At 64.9% G+C, this 17,470-nt stretch carries 13 protein-coding genes and 2 pseudogenes; 3 read left to right on the top strand and 12 right to left on the bottom strand.

The window, feature by feature from the left end:
- Positions 1-20: 20 nt before the first annotated feature.
- The 7 genes and pseudogenes from PE067_RS20190 to PE067_RS20160 all read right to left on the bottom strand — a co-directional run bounded on the left by PE067_RS20190 (position 21) and on the right by PE067_RS20160 (position 7,380).
- A complete protein-coding gene (locus PE067_RS20190) occupies positions 21-401 on the bottom strand; it encodes a head decoration protein (protein ID WP_276191540.1) in 381 nt (126 codons plus the stop codon).
- 541 nt (positions 402-942) lie between these two features.
- Positions 943-1,707, bottom strand: a pseudogene (locus PE067_RS20185) (S49 family peptidase); the annotation flags it as partial.
- 44 nt (positions 1,708-1,751) lie between these two features.
- On the bottom strand, positions 1,752-3,257 hold the full coding sequence (locus PE067_RS20180; protein WP_276191539.1) for a phage portal protein: 1,506 nt from the start codon (positions 3,255-3,257) through the stop codon (positions 1,752-1,754).
- A gap of 3 nt (positions 3,258-3,260) precedes the next feature.
- Positions 3,261-3,473 (bottom strand): hypothetical protein, encoded by a 213-nt coding sequence (locus PE067_RS20175; protein ID WP_276191538.1) that lies wholly within the window; start codon positions 3,471-3,473, stop codon positions 3,261-3,263.
- The gene (locus PE067_RS20170) at positions 3,473-5,620 is read right to left on the bottom strand and encodes a terminase gpA endonuclease subunit (RefSeq protein WP_276191537.1); all 2,148 of its coding nucleotides are present in this window, start codon (positions 5,618-5,620) and stop codon (positions 3,473-3,475) included. Before PE067_RS20170 ends, PE067_RS20175 begins: the two co-directional genes overlap by 1 nt.
- Positions 5,617-6,120, bottom strand: a complete 504-nt coding sequence (locus PE067_RS20165) for a hypothetical protein (RefSeq protein WP_276191536.1) — start codon at positions 6,118-6,120, stop codon at positions 5,617-5,619. Before PE067_RS20165 ends, PE067_RS20170 begins: the two co-directional genes overlap by 4 nt.
- Positions 6,117-7,380, bottom strand: a pseudogene (locus tag PE067_RS20160) (DNA methyltransferase). Before PE067_RS20160 ends, PE067_RS20165 begins: the two are co-directional and overlap by 4 nt.
- A gap of 357 nt (positions 7,381-7,737) precedes the next feature.
- Here PE067_RS20160 and PE067_RS20155 point away from each other — a divergent pair.
- Genes PE067_RS20155 through PE067_RS20145 form a run of 3 tightly spaced genes read left to right on the top strand, consistent with a single transcriptional unit; the run spans position 7,738 to position 9,763 of the window.
- Entirely contained in the window at positions 7,738-7,860 is a 123-nt protein-coding gene (locus PE067_RS20155; protein ID WP_276191534.1) for a hypothetical protein, read from the top strand.
- Positions 7,857-8,204: an IS66 family insertion sequence element accessory protein TnpB gene (gene tnpB, locus PE067_RS20150; protein WP_276191533.1), complete on the top strand. Its 348-nt coding sequence runs from the start codon at positions 7,857-7,859 to the stop codon at positions 8,202-8,204. The genes PE067_RS20155 and tnpB overlap by 4 nt, the downstream gene beginning before the upstream one ends.
- 59 nt (positions 8,205-8,263) lie before the next feature.
- A complete protein-coding gene (locus tag PE067_RS20145) occupies positions 8,264-9,763 on the top strand; it encodes an IS66 family transposase (RefSeq protein WP_276191532.1) in 1,500 nt (499 codons plus the stop codon).
- A 442-nt stretch (positions 9,764-10,205) separates the two neighbouring features.
- On the opposite strand, the gene PE067_RS20140 is transcribed toward PE067_RS20145, so the two are convergent.
- Genes PE067_RS20140 through PE067_RS20120 form a run of 5 tightly spaced genes read right to left on the bottom strand, consistent with a single transcriptional unit; the run spans position 10,206 to position 17,423 of the window.
- Positions 10,206-11,543: an AIPR family protein gene (locus tag PE067_RS20140; RefSeq protein ID WP_276191531.1), complete on the bottom strand. Its 1,338-nt coding sequence runs from the start codon at positions 11,541-11,543 to the stop codon at positions 10,206-10,208.
- Between the two features lie 31 nt (positions 11,544-11,574).
- Positions 11,575-12,231, bottom strand: a complete 657-nt coding sequence (locus tag PE067_RS20135; RefSeq protein WP_276191530.1) for a hypothetical protein — start codon at positions 12,229-12,231, stop codon at positions 11,575-11,577.
- Positions 12,228-13,229: a PD-(D/E)XK motif protein gene (locus PE067_RS20130; protein ID WP_276191529.1), complete on the bottom strand. Its 1,002-nt coding sequence runs from the start codon at positions 13,227-13,229 to the stop codon at positions 12,228-12,230. The genes PE067_RS20135 and PE067_RS20130 overlap by 4 nt, the downstream gene beginning before the upstream one ends.
- The gene (locus PE067_RS20125) at positions 13,189-15,933 is read right to left on the bottom strand and encodes a Z1 domain-containing protein (protein WP_276191528.1); all 2,745 of its coding nucleotides are present in this window, start codon (positions 15,931-15,933) and stop codon (positions 13,189-13,191) included. The genes PE067_RS20130 and PE067_RS20125 overlap by 41 nt, the downstream gene beginning before the upstream one ends.
- Entirely contained in the window at positions 15,930-17,423 is a 1,494-nt protein-coding gene (locus tag PE067_RS20120; protein ID WP_276191526.1) for an ATP-binding protein, read from the bottom strand. Before PE067_RS20120 ends, PE067_RS20125 begins: the two co-directional genes overlap by 4 nt.
- Positions 17,424-17,470 lie beyond the last annotated feature (47 nt).

The following is a 17,470-nucleotide window of genomic DNA, read 5'->3' as shown; positions in this document are numbered from 1 at the left end:
GCTCCGGGGGATAAGGGGGATCAGACGCCGTCACGGGCGATGATGCCGACGGCGGCCAGCTGGGTGATCTTGGCGGCGATCTTGGTGCCGTCATCGACGGTGGCGCCGTAGGCGAGGGCGGCGCGCGAGACGATGGCGGGGCCGCGGACCAGCACGATGCCGATGGCATCGGCCAGCGTCGCGTCAACGGCATAGAGCAGGACGGCCGTGGCGACCTGCGAGCCGTCGGCTCCGGTCGCGGGCGACAGGGTAAACTTGCCGCTGGCCGTGATTTTCCCGAGGACCGCGCCGACGGGATAGGGCATGCCCGCGAGCAGCGTCACCACCTCGCGGGTGTAGTTCGGGTTGACCTCGTATTTGAGGACATCGCCCATGCTGGGCGGTTCCGTCAGGACGGGCATGGTTCGAGTCTCCGAGGATGTTGGGGATGGGGCGCCCAGCGCGGGCAGAATTGTCAGCGCGAGGCAGCGGCCGATTTCTTCGCGGCCGCGACGATGGGGCTTTCCTTCGCGCCCGCCGCCGGGGCGGTTGACGATGTGCCGCGGCATCGCTGCGGGCCGCGAGATCGGCCAGCACCTTGGCGCGCAGCGCTTCCGGCTTCACGCCCTTGGCCACAGCATCGGCAGCATCAATCTGGATGCCGAGGCGCGCGGCCTGTGCGCAGACCTGTGCAACCTCCGCCGCCTCCGCGCGGATCGCTTCGGGCGACATCGCGGTCGCCGTGGTTTGTGGCAGCGCGATTGCCGCGGGCAGGGCCGGTTCCGGCGGGGTGGTGGCAGCAGGCTGCGCATGATCTTCGGGAGCGGTGGTCATCATCGGGCCCTTTCCTTTTGGGGTTGTTGTGCCGCGGGGTGCGGCGGCGAAAGCGCGGAAGGCGGTGACGGGATCGGCCACCTCGTCGGCAAGACCGGCGAAGACGGCCGCCTCACCGCGGAAGACAGCGGCCTCGGTGCTTAGCGCCTGAAGGGTGTCGAGGCGCCGTCCGCGCCCTTCGGCGACGGTTTCGGCGAAGAGCTGGCGGAGGTCTTCCAACTCGCCCGCGATCCGGGCGCGGACGGCCTCGGGAAGCGGCTGATACAGGTTGGCATCGACCTTGCGCGCGCCTGCATGGATAAGCGTGACGGCGATGCCTTTCTGGTCCAGCGCCCCGCTCATGTCGCTGTGCATGGCCACGACGCCGATGCTGCCGACAGCGCCGGTGCGGGGCAGGATGATCCGGTCGACCTGGGACGCCAGCGCATAGGCGGCCGAGAGGGCGTGGTCGGCGACGAAGGCCTGCACGGGCTTGACCTGACGCGCCGCGCGGATGCGGTCGGCGAGGTCAAAGGCCCCGGCCACCTCGCCACCGAAGCTGTCGATGTCGAGCGCGATGCCGCGGATGACGGGATCGGTGACGGCCGCCTGCAGCTGCGCTGCAATTCCCTCGTAGGAGGTCAGGCCGGAGGATTGCCCGATCCACGCCCCGCGATGCACCAACGTGCCAGCGATTTCGATGACGGCGATCCCGTCCACCACAGCGAAGGGCTGGCCGCCGTTTCGCGTCTGTCGGGCGGTCAGGTCGTCGCCAAAGAGCGAGGCGCGGGCGGGAACGGTGGCGCTGGCTTGGTCCTCGGCCGTGACCTCCAGACCATCGACACTGATCTCCCGTCCTGCGATCCGAGGACCAAGCCCGGTCAGGAAGGCCAACGCCGTGGCGGGATCGACCATCAAGGGCGTGTTGAACACGCGCTGGGCGATCTGGGTGTGGTGCATCATTCGTCCTCCGCGGGCCGGGTTTCCCGGTCCTCACCCTCGTCATTCTCTCGCTGGTCCTGCTTGTCAGGGTCCGTTTCGCCGCCCTGATCCGCGCTACTGCCACCGGCCGCCTGCGCCGGAGAACCCGGCCGCCGGAAGTCGAGCCCGAGGTCCGCCTCGCGCTTGCGTTCCGCAGCGATTTCGCGGTCGACCTGCTCGGCGTCGTAGCCGCGTTCGGCGATGGCTTGCGTGCGGGACTTCAGACCCGCCTCGATCTGCAGGATCTCGGCCGCGGCATCCTTTGCCGGATCGATCCAGTCCCATTTCGTGGGGAGCCAGTCGCAGGCGAGGTATTGCCGCCGCTCCGTCGTATAGCCCGGCAGATCGATGGCCCCGGCCAGCACGGCCATGTCCATCCAGCGCGTCCAGACGGCGCGGCAGAGCTGATAGACCATCACCGAATGCTGGAAGGCCGAGATGCGGCGGCGGAAATCCACCAGCGCGATCCGCGTGTTCGAGAAGTTGCCCTTGGCGGTGTCGCCAGTCAGATACCCATAGGGCACGCCCAGCGCCGCTCCGATTTGCAGGAGGGTGCGGTACTGGAAGGGTTCGTAGGTGGACCCCGAGTCCGGGGTGGATGGCGTCGTGACATCCTCTCCGGGATCGAGCCGTACCACTTGGCCGGGTTCCACCTCCAGATCGTCCTCGGCCGGATCGAGGGCGGTTTCCGGGGCTGGCGACGTGATGAGCATCGCGAACATCGCGGCGGTCTTCTTCCGCTCGAGTTCCGCGTCGTCGTAGAGATCGAGGGTGAAGAGCTTCACCACGGCTGCCGCGAAGCGCGAGACGCCCCGCAGCTGGCCCGCCTCGACCGGGTCGAGGATGTGGATCACCTCGGACGCGGGCACGCGCACCGTCTCGCCCGCCAACCCCGGGTCTGTCATGTCCCCCGGATGGCGGCGCAGGAAGTGGTAAGCCACACGTCGTCCGATCCCGTCGAATTCGATGCCCTGCCGGATCAATCCCGCGCCGGGCAGCGCGCGGGTCATGTCCTGTGGCAGCATTTCCGAGGGCAGCATCTGCAGCTGCATCGGCACGGTCAGCCCGTCCTCCGGTCGCCGCGTCCGGATGCGCAGGAACACCTCGCCCGCCAGGAACACCTCCCGCGCGGCCCGGCGCTGCAAGCCGAAGAAGTCTGTCAGACCCTCGGCATCCGCCTCGTCCGTCCAGGCGAGCCAGAGTTTCTGCAACTCTTCCTTCCGGGCCGCATCGGAGATCTTCGACGAGGGCTTGATGCCGTCACCGACGACGTGGTTTGCAAAGGCGTCGACCGCATTCGCGGCATAGCCGTTGTTGCGTACCAGCCAGCGCGCCCGGGCGGTGATGGTTTCACCGGAAGCGGCGATCAGCGTGTTCACATGCGCCCGCGTGGCACGGAACCCGCGCATGCGCCGATGGGACTGCGCGGCGTCGAACCCGCCGATGATGGACCCGAGCCGTGCGCGGAAGGCGTCGAGGACCATCGTTCACAGACCCTTCGTCGCGACCGTGCCCCAGCGTCGACGGCGCGGCGCGGCAGAAGCCTTAGCGATCCGCCCCTCCAGATCGCGAATTGCCGCCGCCAGTTCGGCGTCCGAGCCATAGGTCACGGTCTTGCCGTCGTAGCTGACGCTCCGCAGCCCGGCGAAGCGGGCTTCCTGCAGTGCCGTGAGCAGGGCCTGCATGCGTTCCAGGTCCATCAGTCCCTCATGAAGTTCGGGGTGTAGGCCCGCCGTTTCCGGCGTGGCGTGGTCAGGGTTCCGGCCTTGGGCTGGGCCGGGTCTTCTGTGGTTTCGGCCGCGACGGCCGTGGGCAGGCGCGTTTCCACGCCAGCGTGCGCTTCCAGCCGCCGCCACGTGGCCTCGTCCCATCGGTCGGCGCCGAGGATCCATGCGGCGGCGCGGGCGTAGACCCGGCAGTCCAGCGCCTCGTTCCGCTCGCGCATCTTTTGCCATTCCTGGTGGGCATAGCCGCGCTTGTTGCGGATGGTGACCAGCTGTTCGGCCACCAGCTGTTTCAGCCATTCGGTGTCGGCCCAGCCGGGAAGGTGGATCGTGCCGGGGGCATCGAGGGCGCCCGAGCCGCGCGCCTCGTCCGAGGGCCGTTCGATTCGCAGGAACCGGTAGGTCTCCGCCTTGAACGTCGCGGTCGCCACAGACCAGAGCCGCGCGCCGCGCCGCAGCCGTTTGCCGCCAATGGTGGCATCGACGAAGGTCGGGCCCGAGACGGGTGCCGACCGGTTGAACCCCTCGAGGCCCTTCAGGGGTGCCACTTGCTCGAACCCGACCTTGCGCGACCAGGCATAGACCGCCGCGGCCTCGTAGCCGGTGTCGATGCCAAGCCGCGCCGGGGTCATGAAGGCGCCGTTGGCATGCTGCCAACTGCGCCCGAGCAAGGCGGTCAGCTTGTCCCAGGCTTCTGGGGCGTCAGGCCCGCCCGGAATGACGATGTGATCGACAAGCCAGGACTCGAGACCCCGGCCCCACGCCCAGATGTCGACCTCGATGCGGTCTCTCTGGACGTCGGCACCCGCGGTCAGGAACAGCCCCGCCATAGGCACGGTGCCCGGCTTCCACACCTCCCGCCGATCCGCCAGCCGTTGCCATTCCGGCGCGTCGCCGCTTTCGACCCATGTCTCGCCCAGAAGTGTGTTGCGCGCGACGCGCAGCGTCTCGTCCGACCCCTGGGCCGCCAGCCATTCCCGCGCAACGTCGGACCAGCTTTTCCAGCCGAGCGGCGAATAGAGCGCCGAGAGGTGGAAGCCGATGGCCTTCGGATCCCTGGAAACCGCCGTCGCCCGCCACTCCCCGCGGGCCAGCATCTCGGTCTTGTGGTGCTCGGCGATGGGCCTCTCGCAACCCTCGCAATGGTAGGCCGCCGTTTCCGGCTTCCCCTTCGCCCAGCGCAGCCGGTCGAACTGCAGCCGCTGCATCGTCCCGCAATGCGGACAGGGCACGAAGTAGCGCCTTTGGTCCGATGCCTCGAATTCCCGTTCGATCCGGCTGAGTCCCCGGATCGTGGGCGTCGAGACCATGAACACCTTGCGCCGGTGCGAGAAGGTGGTCGTTCGGGCTTCCGCCAGCGTGACCGGATCGCCTTCCTCGTCGGCCGAGGCCGGATAGGCGTCGACCTCGTCGAGGAAGACGTAGCGCGCGGGCATCGACCGCAGGCCGGTGGCCGAATTCGCGCCGGTCAGCACCAGGATGCCGCCGGGGAATTCCTTTGACAGCATCGAATTCCCGGCATCCCGCGACCGGGCCGGGTTCACCCGCTCGCGCAGCGCCGGGCTGTCCGCGATCAAGGGATCAAGACGGCCGCGCGAGGTGCGCTTCGCCAGTTCCAGGCTCGGCAGCACTGCCAGCATCGGCCCCGGCGCGTGATGGATGACGAAGCCGATCCAGTTGTTGCCCGCTTCGGTGGCCCCCACCTGTGCAGCCTTCATGAAGGTGATGCGCTGGGCCGGGTGGCCCGGCGAGAGCGCATCCATGATCTCGCGCAGGTAGGGTGCACGGGCGGTGCGATACCGCCCCGGCTCGGCCGCGCCGCGCGACGACAGCCAGCGATGCTGATCCGCCCATTCCGACACCGTCAGGTTCGGGTCTGTCAGATGACCCAGCACGATCACCGGCGCCTCGGCCAGACCCAGCTGGGCCGCGGCGAGGACGCGACCATGGCCCGCGATCAACTCCCCATCCGCGGCGACGAGGCAGGGCACGGTCCAGCCGAACTCGGCCATGCTGGCGGCGATCTTCGCCACCTGGTCGGCATCGTGGGTCTTGGCGTTGCGGGCGTAAGGCCGGAGACGGGCCAGGGGCCAGAGTTCGATCCGGCCGGGTGGCATGATCATGACGTAGGTCCAGCCAGCGGTGTGCAGACTATCAGCGTGGTTCGGCCGGGGAGATACCAGCTCGGGAAATCCTCGGGCCAGGTGACGCGAAGCCCGTGAAGCGCAGCCGTGGCCTCGGTGTCCTGACGCTTCGCGGCATCGAAAGTACCGTAGAGATGCGCGGCCACCGCGGCGGCCTTCCGGTCCCTGCGGTAGAAATACCCGTGGTCGACAAGCTCGCGCGGCCAGGGATCGACGTGATAGCCGCGCCCGTTGAACAATCCGCCCCGCGCCAGCACCGAGGGCGAGAAGGCGGACTTGGACAGGTGCCAGCCATGGCGTTCGCCGAACAGCACGGCCAGGCGCTGGCGCGTCGCCTGCAAATCCTGTTGCAACGCATTGATCCGGGGATAGCCCTTCGCGTCGCAGATCTTCTCCTGGAACTCGGTCACCGCGCTGGCAAGGGCGGCGACTTCGTCATGGCTGGTTGCGGCGTGCCGGAGGGCAAGGGTGCAGTTCATGCCGCCAGTCTCCTGGACTTGAGGGCGGCGTAAGTCTCGCCGGTCTCCGCCAGCACCGCCTCGTGACCCGTGAAGGATTGCCAGCGCTCGATGGCGACATCGACATAGGCCGGGTTCAGTTCCACGCCGAAGCACACCCGCCCGGTGGTTTCGGCCGCGATCAGTGTTGTGCCCGATCCCATGAAAGGCTCATAGACCGCCTCGCCCGGGCTCGAGTTGTTGAGGATCGGACGGCGCATGCACTCGACCGGCTTCTGGGTGCCGTGGACCGTGTCGGCATCCTGATCCCGGTTGGCGATCTGCCACAGCGTGGTCTGCTTGCGGTCCCCGGCCCAGTGACCCTTTCCCTTGGCGCGCACAGCATACCAGCAGGGTTCGTGCTGCCAGTGATAGTCGCCGCGGCTGAGGACCAGCCGGTCCTTCGCCCAGATGATCTGCGACCGGATGGCGAAACCCGCGGCCGCCGTGGCTGTCTGCCACCGTCCCGGCATGCAGCGCGCCGTGCCAGACATAGGCGACGTCGCCGGGGAACAGCGCCCATGCCTCGCGCCAGTCTGCCCGGTCGTCGTTCAGCACCTGGCCGGTGCGCTTGGTCTTGGCTGCGCCCGCGGCGTTGCGCCGGGAGGGATCGTACTCCACGCCATAGGGCGGGTCGGTGACCATCAGTTGGGGGCGCACATCGCCCAGCAGCCGCCCGACCACATCGGCCGCAGTGCTGTCGCCGCAGATAAGCCGGTGCGCGCCCAGTTGCCAGAGATCGCCCGGCAGCGACACCGGCGTGACCGGCATTTCCGGAACATCGTCCTCGCCCTCGACCGGACCATCGCCGCCCAGCGCCTCCGGATCCCGCAGCAGCGCGTCGAGGTCATCGTCGCTGATGCCAAGGAGTGTCAGGTCGAAATCCTCGGCCAGCAGCCCTGCGATCTCGTCGCGGAGCATGGCCTCGTCCCATTCGCCCAGTTCCGTCAGCTTGTTGTCGGCGATCCGGTAGGCCCGGCGTTCCGCCTCGTCCAGATGACTGAGCCGGATCACCGGCACCTCGGTCAGCCCGAGCATGGTGGCCGCCAGCACCCGGCCATGGCCCGCGATCAGCTCGCCGTCGCCGGCCACCATGCAGGGCACGGTCCAGCCGAACTTGGCCATGCTGGCGGCGATCTTCGCCACCTGGTCGTCGCCATGCATCTTGGCATTGCGGGCATACGGGCGCAGCCGGGCAATCGGCCAAGACTCAACCTGGCTCGGCGCGAAGACGAGGTCCATGGGATGGGGCTCGCGATGTGGGGGAGGGGAAACGAAAAGGTAACCGTCCGGTCTGACCGCTCTGCCGCGTGATGCTGGTGCGGGATAGTGTCCACTAACGATGGTGGACACCAAGGTGCGGATGTGGCGCGACGAACGAGGCGGCTCTGGACGGATGACGAGAAGCGGTCGATCTGCATGCAGACGGCTGCGCGGGGCGTGTCGGTGGCCTGGTGGCGCTGCGCTATTCGGTGAATGCGAACCTGATCTTCAAATGGCGGCGCGATCCGCGCTATGCGCCGGACCCGGCTTCGATGGCATCGTCGTCGGAGGGCGCGCTTTCTGCCGGTGGAGATTGTCGCGGAGGTGAAGGCACCAGTGGCAGCGCCCGCCGCCGACAACCACATCGAGATCGAACTGGCGGGCGGGCATCGGATGCGGATCAGTGGCAGCTATGATCCCGAGGCGCTGGTGCGGCTGATCCGGGGGCTTTCGGCGTGATCCCGGTCCCGGTCAGCACGCGGGTCTGGTTGGCGGCCGGGGTGACCGACATGCGCAGGGGCTTTGCGGCCTTGGCGGCGCAGGCCGAGGCGGTGCTGAAGCAGGACCCGTTTACCGGGCATCTGTTCGTCTTCCGCGGCCGCCGGGGTGACCTCGTGAAGATCATCTGGTGGGACGGGCAAGGGGCCTGCCTGTTCATGAAGCGGCTGGAGAGAGGCCGGTTCGTCTGGCCCTCGGCCAAGGAAGGCAAGGTGGCGCTGACGCCCGCGCAACTGTCGATGCTGCTGGAGGGGATCGACTGGCGGGCACCACAGCGGACATGGCGGCCATTGGCTGCGGGATAATCCGCCGCTCCGGAGAGGAGAGGATTCCCACAAGAAATCCAATAAGATAAACTCCCGGCATGCTCAGTCAGACCTTGACCTTGCCGGATGACCCCGAGGAGCTGCGCAGTTTCACCGCGCGGCTTCTGGCCGAGGTGAGGGCGCAGGCGATCCTGATCGAGAAGCTCCGGCACCAGTTGGCCGGGCACCGGGCGCACCGGTTCGGGGCGTCGTCCGAGGCCGCCGAGCAGCTGCGATTGGCGCTCGAGACCAGCGAGATCGCCGCCGCCGCGATGACGGCGCGCATGAAGCTGCCCGACATCGAGGAGAAGGACAAACCCAAGCGCCGCCCGATCCCGGATCACATCCCGCGCATGGAAGTGGAATTGACACCCGGCGCCGATGCCTGTGCCGAGTGCGGCGGGCGTCTGCGCCGGATCGGCGAGGATGTGACGGAGGAGCTGGAATATGTGCCGGGGCGGTTCATCGTGAACCGGATCGTGCGGCCTCGCCTGACCTGTGCCTGCTGTGAACGCTTCGTCCAGGCCGCGCTGCCCTCGCGCCCCATCGAGCGCGGCCGTCCGGGGCCGGGCTTGCTCGCTCATGTGCTGGTCAGCAAATATGCCGACCATCTGCCCCTCTATCGCCAGAGCCAGATCTTCGACCGTGAGGGGCTCGACCTCAACCGCTCGACCCTGGCCGACTGGGTTGGCAAGAGCACCGCCCTGCTGGAACCGCTGGCCGATGCCATCGGCCGCCATGTCCTGTCGGCCGAGGCGATCTTCGCCGATGACACGCCCGTCAGCATGCTCGCTCCCGGCACCGGCAAGACCCAGACCGCCCGGCTCTGGACCTATGCCCGTGATGAGCGCCCGCCGGGCGGCGATGCGCCCCCGGCCGCCTGGTATCGCTTCTCGGGCGACCGCAAAGGCCAACACCCCAAGGACCATCTCGCCCGGTTCCGCGGCTGGATGCACGCCGACGGCTATGCCGGGTTCGAGGACCTCTACCGTTCCGGTGCCATCCGCGAGGTCGCCTGCATGGCGCATGTGCGGCGCAAGTTCGTAGACATTCACCGCTCGCAAGGCTCCCCCATCGCCGAAGAGGCCATCGGCCGGATCGCGCAACTCTACGTCGTCGAGAAGGAGGCCAGAGGCGCTCTGCCAGACCGCCGTGCCGAACTGCGAAAGGCCCATGCTGCCCCGGTCTTCGACGATCTGGAACGATGGCTGGCCATGCAACTGACCAAAATCTCGGGCAAATCCCCGCTCGCGGCCGCCATCCGCTATGCCCTGGCGCGGATGGAACGCTTGCGCCCCTACCTCGACCACGGCATCCTAGAGTTGGACAACAACACCGCCGAACGCGGCATGCGCGCCATCGCCCTCGGGCGGAAGAATTACCTCTTCGTCGGCTCGGAAGCAGGCGGCAAGGCCGCCGCAATCGCCTACACCCTGATCGAGACGGCCAAGCTCAACGCCGTCGATCCAAACGCCTGGCTCGCCGATACCCTCGCCCGCATCCCGGACTACAAGATCACCAAGGTCGACGACCTGTTGCCATGGCGATGGAACGGATAGCGGTCAGACCGGACGGTTACATGAAAAGCGCCCGAGAGGGGTTCCTCCAGGCGCAATTCTTCGATGATCAAGGGGTAGGTCAATGGGGGCACATCTGTCAGCCCAAAAAGTGAAGCGGATTCAACGGCTTCTAACGAATTGGCTTTCGGCGGTGGCTTCCGGCCACCTGGCTTCCCCGAAGGTGGCTTCCCTGGCTTCCCGCTGGGAATCCACCCCGGCCAGATCGTGATTCCGCAAGTCGCTGATCTGACTCACGAATTCCGGCGTCAGCGCACAAGGTGGCTTCCGCCTGGCTTCCCCGGTGAAAACGCCTCACGCTAGCGAACCGCCGCGCTGCGCCCCCCCGCATACGTTCAGCGCCGAGGAGGAACCAGAGGAGGGGGCCCGCCTGCAGAGCGCTATCCTTCTCCGAAACCCTGATCTTTTATGCGTCCCAATACGGTCAGCGCGAGCCGTGATTGATCGGGTGAAGGTGTAAGGCGCGGCATCGATGCGCACACGCCAATAATCTGTTGTTCCTTTGGGTCCAACTTCTTCCGCGCTTGTCCCCAAGTGAGCACATCCTTCCAGAAGGCTGCGCCCAGATTGACAACTGTTGTCTGTGCCAAAATCCCTTCGTCTTCTTTCGTCCTCTTCTTTTCGTCTTTTTCCTTGCCGCGCGAAGTCTCCAGAGAGTCAGGCAGGTGTCGAAGTCATCGTCGTAGTTCAACGTTCGGCCCTTCATCCCGTTCCAGCAGGCCTGCTGCTTCGCCCATTCCGACATGTTGCGGACACCTGCGGGAGGGTGAGTGATGACGTCGTGTGCCTCTGCGGCCGCCAGAAGCAGCGCGCGCTGGAGGGCATCTGGAACAGACTGCCGCCGCCAGATTGCGTCAAGGTCGAGGACCTGCTTCTCTCCATTTGCATCGTGGAACACCTTGGCCATGGCGTAGGTAACGATGTTGGCGCGATAGCCACCTTCGTACCAAGGCTGCTTCGGAACCTCGGCCTCGAGCCATCGAAACACGATCGCCTTCGAGATCAGACGCTTGTACCAGAGCTCGTCATACCGGGCGTCGCTCTTGGACCATGCTTCGCCGATGTCCTTGGCGAATTCCGCGAAGTTCTTCTGGGCCCCTCGCGAAACGATGTGCGGCTGGCCGACTGCCGAAAACTCGAACTTGGCGAGATCGGTCTTGCTGAAGAGCTGTGTTTTCGGGAACTCCAGATCGAACTTCTTCAGCTGGGCTGGTGTCAGCTTGGCGCGGGCATTGATGAACTGCCCGCGCGAACGCTCGTAGAACCACTTGGTATCGTGACGCTCGCCAGCACGCGCCGGGAAGAGGACGCTGCGCGAGAACTGTTCCATCCGGATGTGGAAGGGATGGTTCGAGAAGAAATCGGCAGCGTTCACTTTGTTCTGGGTGTTCGCGTATTCCGAAATCTTCGGCACGATGTCCTCGGACCTGTCGGGAGGAACGACGGTCAGTTTCATCTGCACGAACACTTGCGGGAGCTGTTCCTTTGCCGACTTCAGCCCGGCGTGGATCGACCCGGTTGTCTGGGCGCCGTTGACGATCTGCAGGTTGCTGATCGAGGCTACACCCAACCCGTCATCTGTCCGCACGCACGAAACGGCATCGGCGGTGGCCGACAGCCCGTTGTTGTAGGGGAAGAAGAGTTCAGGTTCGTCCTTGATGGTCTTCTGGATGCCCTTGTTGGTCTTGGCCCTTGCCTGAAGGAAAGACCGGACGTTGGCCTCGAGAAGGCGTGCGCCCCACTTGTCATAGATCGCGGCCAACTGCTCCCCCGGCACGATAAGGAGGTAGCTTTCAAGAGCCGCGCCCGATTGCGACGCTTGGAGTGCCGGAAGGGGTGCCCCGGAAATCCTTGGCAAAGTCGATGACCATGTCCTCACGGGCCTGTCCCGAGCGGTCGAACCGCTCGAAGCGTGCCAGATCCCAGACCGACCACGTAATCGGCACCTCGCCGATTTCCGCCAGTTTCACCGTATCGTCGCGGCCGATGTACTGCCGGTTGGAAATAAGGATCAACTTGACCTTCGTGACCTGCGACCACGTAGTGATGATGAGGTCCGAGACCTGAAAAGCGGGGTTGGCCTCGTTCAGCGAGTCGCGGAATTCCTCGGTCTTTGCTTTCTTCAGAAAGCGGATCAGTGGGTTCAGGATCGGGGGCACATCCCCCTTGCCAAAGGTCTGGACAGCGTCGCTGTCGGCAAAGTCGCAGACGATCAGCCCCAGAACACCTTCGCCGTCGCGCGGGTCACCTGCATATCCGTCAATCCGCAGTCTCTGGCCGCCTTCACCGCTCTGGTAATAGGCGCGGTCTGCGACTTCCAGTTCACCGGCCTCGGTCAGGCGCTCGGTCATCCGGTCAAAGAAGGCTTCCACAGGGAAAACGCCGCTGGCATCCGCTTCGCGGCGGATATCGGCAATCAGGTTCTGATGATACTCGTCGAGTTCGCTCATGTCTGGTCTGCTTCGTTCAGCTTTTCCTGCACTGCGCCCCACTCCGTCCGGAATGGCGTGCAGGCAGAAAGGGCGAGGGCGTAGGAAACCGCGGACAGTCCAAGCGGCACGGGCGCAGCAATCCGCGGAAAATCCTTGGTCACGGCATGAAAGTCGGGGGACGACACGATCCAGCGCCAGGCCGAATAGTCGTGCAGGATGTCAAATCCGGCGTCAGCCAGGTGCAGATCCCAGTCCATGATGGCCGAAGGTTCGGTCCGTTCAAGAAGCTCGGTGACTTCCGAGACATATTCGGTCAGCGTCAGGCCGTGCGGCGGCTGCACCTTGTCGACGGCCAGCACGGCCAGCCAGAGGCGACGGTCCGGCACGTCGGCCAGCTGGAATTCGTTCGCGATCTTCACGAAGGGCTGCGAAGCCCCGCGCCGCGCCTTGACCTCGATGCAGTCGGCCTTCAGTTCGAAATCCTTTGGTGCGCCGGAAGGGCCCGTCCATGCGGTCAACGCCGGTTTGGCGCCGAGCGTGGCAATCAGCAGCTTCAACACTTCGATCTCGCCGATCAGGCCCTTCTGGGCTTCCTCCGACAAGACCTCGAGCTTTCCGCCGCGTAGCAGATAGTGCCAGCGGAAGGTGCGGCCGATGGCGCGCTCCAAGGCTTCGGGCTCGGCCTCTGCAAGCTCGCCTGCCGCGATCACATCGCGGCACAGGGTCTCGAACAATTCAAGCTGGGCGCTGTCCTTGAGCCGGATGTAGAGGATCGGACCACGCGGCAGCGTCTGGAACCGGATTTCGAGGTTACGCAGCTTTGGCAGGTCTGGGGCGGGTTTCGGCAGGTTGGACAATTGCAGGACAAGGGCCACATCCGCCCGCGGCATCACTGCCCAGAACCAGTTCCACCGTGCCGATGCCGAAACCCGGCGCGTGTCCACCTTTCCGGCCTCGAGGCCGGACCATGGCGTGTCAGTCGGTATCACCGCGCGCCTCCTCCTCGATCTCTTCATCGCCGAACATCTCGCGCATGCGGATGGTGTTGACGATGTATTCCACCGTGCCGCCTGCGATCTTGCTGGACGGGAAGGAAAGACCCCAGGCAAGGATGTCCTTCCCGTAGACGGTCTTGCCATCGGCATCTTCGACCTTCGGCCGCACGAGCCGCAAGATCAACAGCGGTCGTCGTCCCTCTACCGACCTGTAGTAACTGGGGTTTATGGAGGACTTCGGTTTTGCTTCGGGACGGTCGCGCCTGAAGGCGTCCTCGGCCGCCGCGATCTGTTCGTCCGTCAGCCCTTCGCGTTCATCCTCGGCCGAACCGACTCGGCGGCTTGTGCCGCTGATCGTCAGAACGCCCTTTGCGAAGTCGCGAGGGTCGACCGACCGCCCGTATGGCACGAGATCCAGATGCCCGAAGGCGACCGGATCGAACTCCTTTCCGGTCGAACTGGCAATAAATACGTCCCACAGCCGCAATTCGCTGTCGGCCCGGGCGGCGATGTAGTCGCGGATCAGCCAGGGGTCCGTCAGAAGATCGGCTGGCACATTCGCCGGATCCGTACGGAAGGTCCGCAGGAAAGCGTCGATCCGCCCGACGGCCACGCCCTTCACCAGGTGACCCCGGCTTCGCTTCTCGAACGCAAGGCCATCTGAAACCAAGTCCTGCAGCAGTGCCTCGCCTGCCGCAAAGTTGCGCCGCATCAGGCCCTCCTCGGCAACGATGCGTGTCGTTTCGACCAGTTTCTCTTCAAGGCTGACCTTCATGGGGAATTCCTTCCCCGTTCCCATCTTGTTCCTCGCCGTCACGATCAGCGATTCCGGGTGACTGCGGACGGCGAGGCCGAACTGCTCGGGCGTCGCCTTGGCAAGTTCCATGCGCTTCAGCTGGGTCTGCAGGTCGTCCATCGCCTCGTGGATATGGGCATACCAGCCAACGCCATCGGCAGGGATCCAGATCCGGCACAGATCCTCGTAGCCCGGCCGGTAACCGAACCACCGGCCCATTTGCATCAGGGTGTCATACATCATGGAGTTCCGCAGGAAGTAGCTGATTGTCAGTCCTTCCAGCGTCAGGCCGCGCGAGAGGGAGAAGCCCCCGACGGCAATCACCGTCACGCCATGTTCCCCACCTTGGTCATAGTCGAGCGGCTGCGACCGCTTTGACGCGTTGACCTCGACAACACGCGCGGCAACCAGAACCTCGTGCAAACGGGCCTGGACGGCGGGCCAGTCCGCGCCCTCGGCCTCGGTGAACTCGGACTCCCAGACCGCATGCAGGGCGGCAATCTCCAGGCTGCGAAGCGCAGCATGGCCCTTGGCCCCATCGACTGCGACGGCGGCCCGTATCCTGTCGACCACATCGGCTACCCGGGACCGCAACCGCCCCTGAACATCCGTAAAGCGCGAGGCGTTGATCAGCATCGAGGCATGGGTCCCCTGCTGGCCCCGGGCGTTCCGGATCGCCCGCGCGACGACAAATGCGCGCACGGCACGGATGAGGCTTTCCGGCAGCACGTCGACCGGATGGTCGATCTTGTGCTTCATTGGAAGGATGTCCTCGTTGTCGTCGATCAAACGGACATGCCGTTCACGGGCATCGAGAAACACCTTCTGCGCACCGAAGTAGTTCGACGGCGCGTCGAGGCCGATGATGAAGTGCCGCGGGAACAGGTCCTGCTTAAGGGCATCATCATCGGTGTCCGGGTCGATGAAGATGTTGGCAAACGGCGTCGCCGTGTATCCGACATAGCAGCTGCGGTGGAACATCGACAGCAGCTGCCGGAGCTGCCCATTGATCCGGGTAACCTCGTCGCGTGCGTAGGCCGTGTTGATCGAGGCATTGTCGGCCTCGTCATCGATCAGCAGCATGGGCTGGCTGACCATCTTGGTAGCCCCGGTTGCAGAGTGTTCCTCCAGCCATTCCAGCAGGTTCTTCAGCGTGCTGGAGTTCTTCTTGATCACCAGCACGACGGGCACGTTGTATTGCCCGATCTGGCTGGTGTTCGAGGTAGCCGTGTCCTTGTTGAAGTCCTTGATCGTGTTGGTCAGGGAGACGGGGAACTGGCTGTCACCAAACCGACCGACACCGATGATCTTCTGGCGTTGCGCCCTGTTGGCATGGGCTAGTCGCCCGGTATCCCGGCCGATGAAGCCCTCGTCGATCCGCGCCTGCGTCTGGTTCCGCAGGTTGTTGTGGATGCCCGCGATCACGACGATCAGGCGATAGCCCGCATCCGCCGCCTTGCAGATGAGCCCGGTGTAGTTGGCGGTCTTGCCGCTTTGCACATGGCCCACGACCATGCCGCGGCGGCTCCATGGGCTCAGGTTGCGCGGATCGCCCAGACGATCCAGCACCCGATCCGTAACCTCGTCCGTCGCGTCGATCACTGACTTCGGCAGTCCCTTCAGGTTCAGGAGCTTGCGATACCTGCCCCAGTAGAAATCCCCGATCTCGCCGTTGATCCGGGCGTCATGCAGCCGAGGGCGGAAGTCCTCGGCATCGACGATGGCGCCGAAGCCCATGCTGATCCCGTATTTCTCCTCGATCAGGCGTGCGAGTTCCTCTGCGTCACCATCTTCGACCTGGCCCGCGAACATCGGCATGACACGCAGTTGGGCGATGATCTCCCGGATCGACTGGGCTGTGTGGGGGCCGGGCTGCGACGCCATGTACATGGACGTCATGCCCTCGAGGCTGCTCAGGATCTGCTTCACTTGTCTTCCTTCGTCTCGATCGTCGCCGCGATGATGCGTTCCGTATCTTCCCAGGCCGATCTGAACGGATCGACGTCCTTCATCAGTGCCTTGATTTCTTTGATGTCCTTGCGCGCGCCCAGAAGGACGGAGAGGGTTGCCTGCACGGCTTGGGCAAGCGCGTCTTCGTCCACCCGATCCGTAACGATCTGTTCGGCCGTGCCTGCCATGTCTGCGTGCAACGTTTCGATGGGCAATGACGCCCCGACCAGAGCAATGCAGTTGAAGAAGCCGCGCCGAAGGTCCGGGGGCAGGCTTTCGGCGAAATCGGCAAACGCCGGGTGTTCGATGTTCGGGCGGTAGCGTATCTGCCCATCTGCCTGAATCCGATGCCACATGGGCAGCCGTTCATGATCGACGAGCTTCTGTCCCCGCTTGCTGTAGGTGCGCTTTGAACCGGCGAGGATGCGCTCGATGACCTTTCTCAGGCGATCGCGCACGACTGGCGGCAGTTGTGCTGAGGATTTCTTGACGTCGATCTTCCAGTCGGCGTCCATGCTGTTGGGAATGTCGATCCTGACCCGGGACAGCTTGGTCAGTTCCGATTGGCGGCACAGACCAAACCATGTGCCGTGCAGGATCAGGCGCTTGCCGCGATAGAGGTAGAAGCCCTGCGATTTCAGGTGACCCTCCGGCCCGCCTATATCCTCCCATTCCGTCTTTCCCATCTGCTTATGATGGGGAAGCGTGAAGCTCTGGATCTCTACATCTCCCCTGATCAGGGTCAGCTTTTCTTCCGGGTCTGAAATGGTCGCGGGGTTCTTTCGGGCAAACGGATCAAGTGGGCGAAGCAGTCGCCCGTTTAGGAGAATGCGCAGCGGCTTGGCATCCTCCATGAACCGATGAAACACGAGGCGCAGGTGGCGCTCTGTTTCCGCGATCCTCTGGTTGATGACCTCGGCGCGCTTGGCTGCATTGTGGGAATAACCGCCAGTCAGGCGGTCAAGTTTCTGCCAGAGCACAAGCGTGCCATGCTGCCCCAGCTTCTCGATGCCCGGGATGAGATCGAATTGATCGGGCAATTGAACCGCCCATTCGTTCCGTTCGGCAACATCATCAAGATCCCAGATTGCTGCGCTGGTTTGCCCGTAACGCCGGGACACGACCGTGAGCCGACGGCACTGGGAGAAGCTGGCGCTCTTGAGGCCGAGGCCGAACCGACCGAGGTCCGGTTCATCACGCGTGGCCAGCGGGTTCCTGCTGCCGGGTCGCATTGCTGCGACAAGTTCGTCTTCGGTCATGCCCAGGCCATCGTCGATGATCGCGATGTAGGGTTCGTCCGAATAGGTTTCTGTGACGATCTCGATCCGATGGGCGCCCGCGGTGATGGAATTGTCGATGATGTCTGAAATGGCCGTTTCGAGAGAATAGCCGATATCCCTCAGACCCTCGATCAATGCCGCGGCGTGAGGAGTGGCATCTGCCCGTCTTGAAACAACAATTTCCTGCATGCGAACCCTTGGCAGTACGATCACGATCTACTCTTGCGCGAACGGAT

It is taken from the genome of Paracoccus sp. DMF-8 (assembly GCF_029309835.1).
Lineage (GTDB): Bacteria > Pseudomonadota > Alphaproteobacteria > Rhodobacterales > Rhodobacteraceae > Paracoccus.
The sequence above is the reverse complement of the archived record's forward strand: the minus strand, read 5'-3'. Positions and strand labels throughout refer to the sequence as shown.

Coding starts and splice junctions, on each gene's coding strand:
- PE067_RS20165 (WP_276191536.1), bottom strand. CDS start 6,120: ATGAACTGCACCCTTGCCCTCCGGCACGCCGCAACCAGCCATGACGAA.
- PE067_RS20170 (WP_276191537.1), bottom strand. CDS start 5,620: ATGATCATGCCACCCGGCCGGATCGAACTCTGGCCCCTGGCCCGTCTC.
- PE067_RS20145 (WP_276191532.1), top strand. CDS start 8,264: ATGCTCAGTCAGACCTTGACCTTGCCGGATGACCCCGAGGAGCTGCGC.
- PE067_RS20175 (WP_276191538.1), bottom strand. CDS start 3,473: ATGGACCTGGAACGCATGCAGGCCCTGCTCACGGCACTGCAGGAAGCC.
- PE067_RS20180 (WP_276191539.1), bottom strand. CDS start 3,257: ATGGTCCTCGACGCCTTCCGCGCACGGCTCGGGTCCATCATCGGCGGG.
- PE067_RS20120 (WP_276191526.1), bottom strand. CDS start 17,423: ATGCAGGAAATTGTTGTTTCAAGACGGGCAGATGCCACTCCTCACGCC.
- PE067_RS20135 (WP_276191530.1), bottom strand. CDS start 12,231: ATGAGCGAACTCGACGAGTATCATCAGAACCTGATTGCCGATATCCGC.
- PE067_RS20130 (WP_276191529.1), bottom strand. CDS start 13,229: ATGAAGAGATCGAGGAGGAGGCGCGCGGTGATACCGACTGACACGCCA.
- PE067_RS20190 (WP_276191540.1), bottom strand. CDS start 401: ATGCCCGTCCTGACGGAACCGCCCAGCATGGGCGATGTCCTCAAATAC.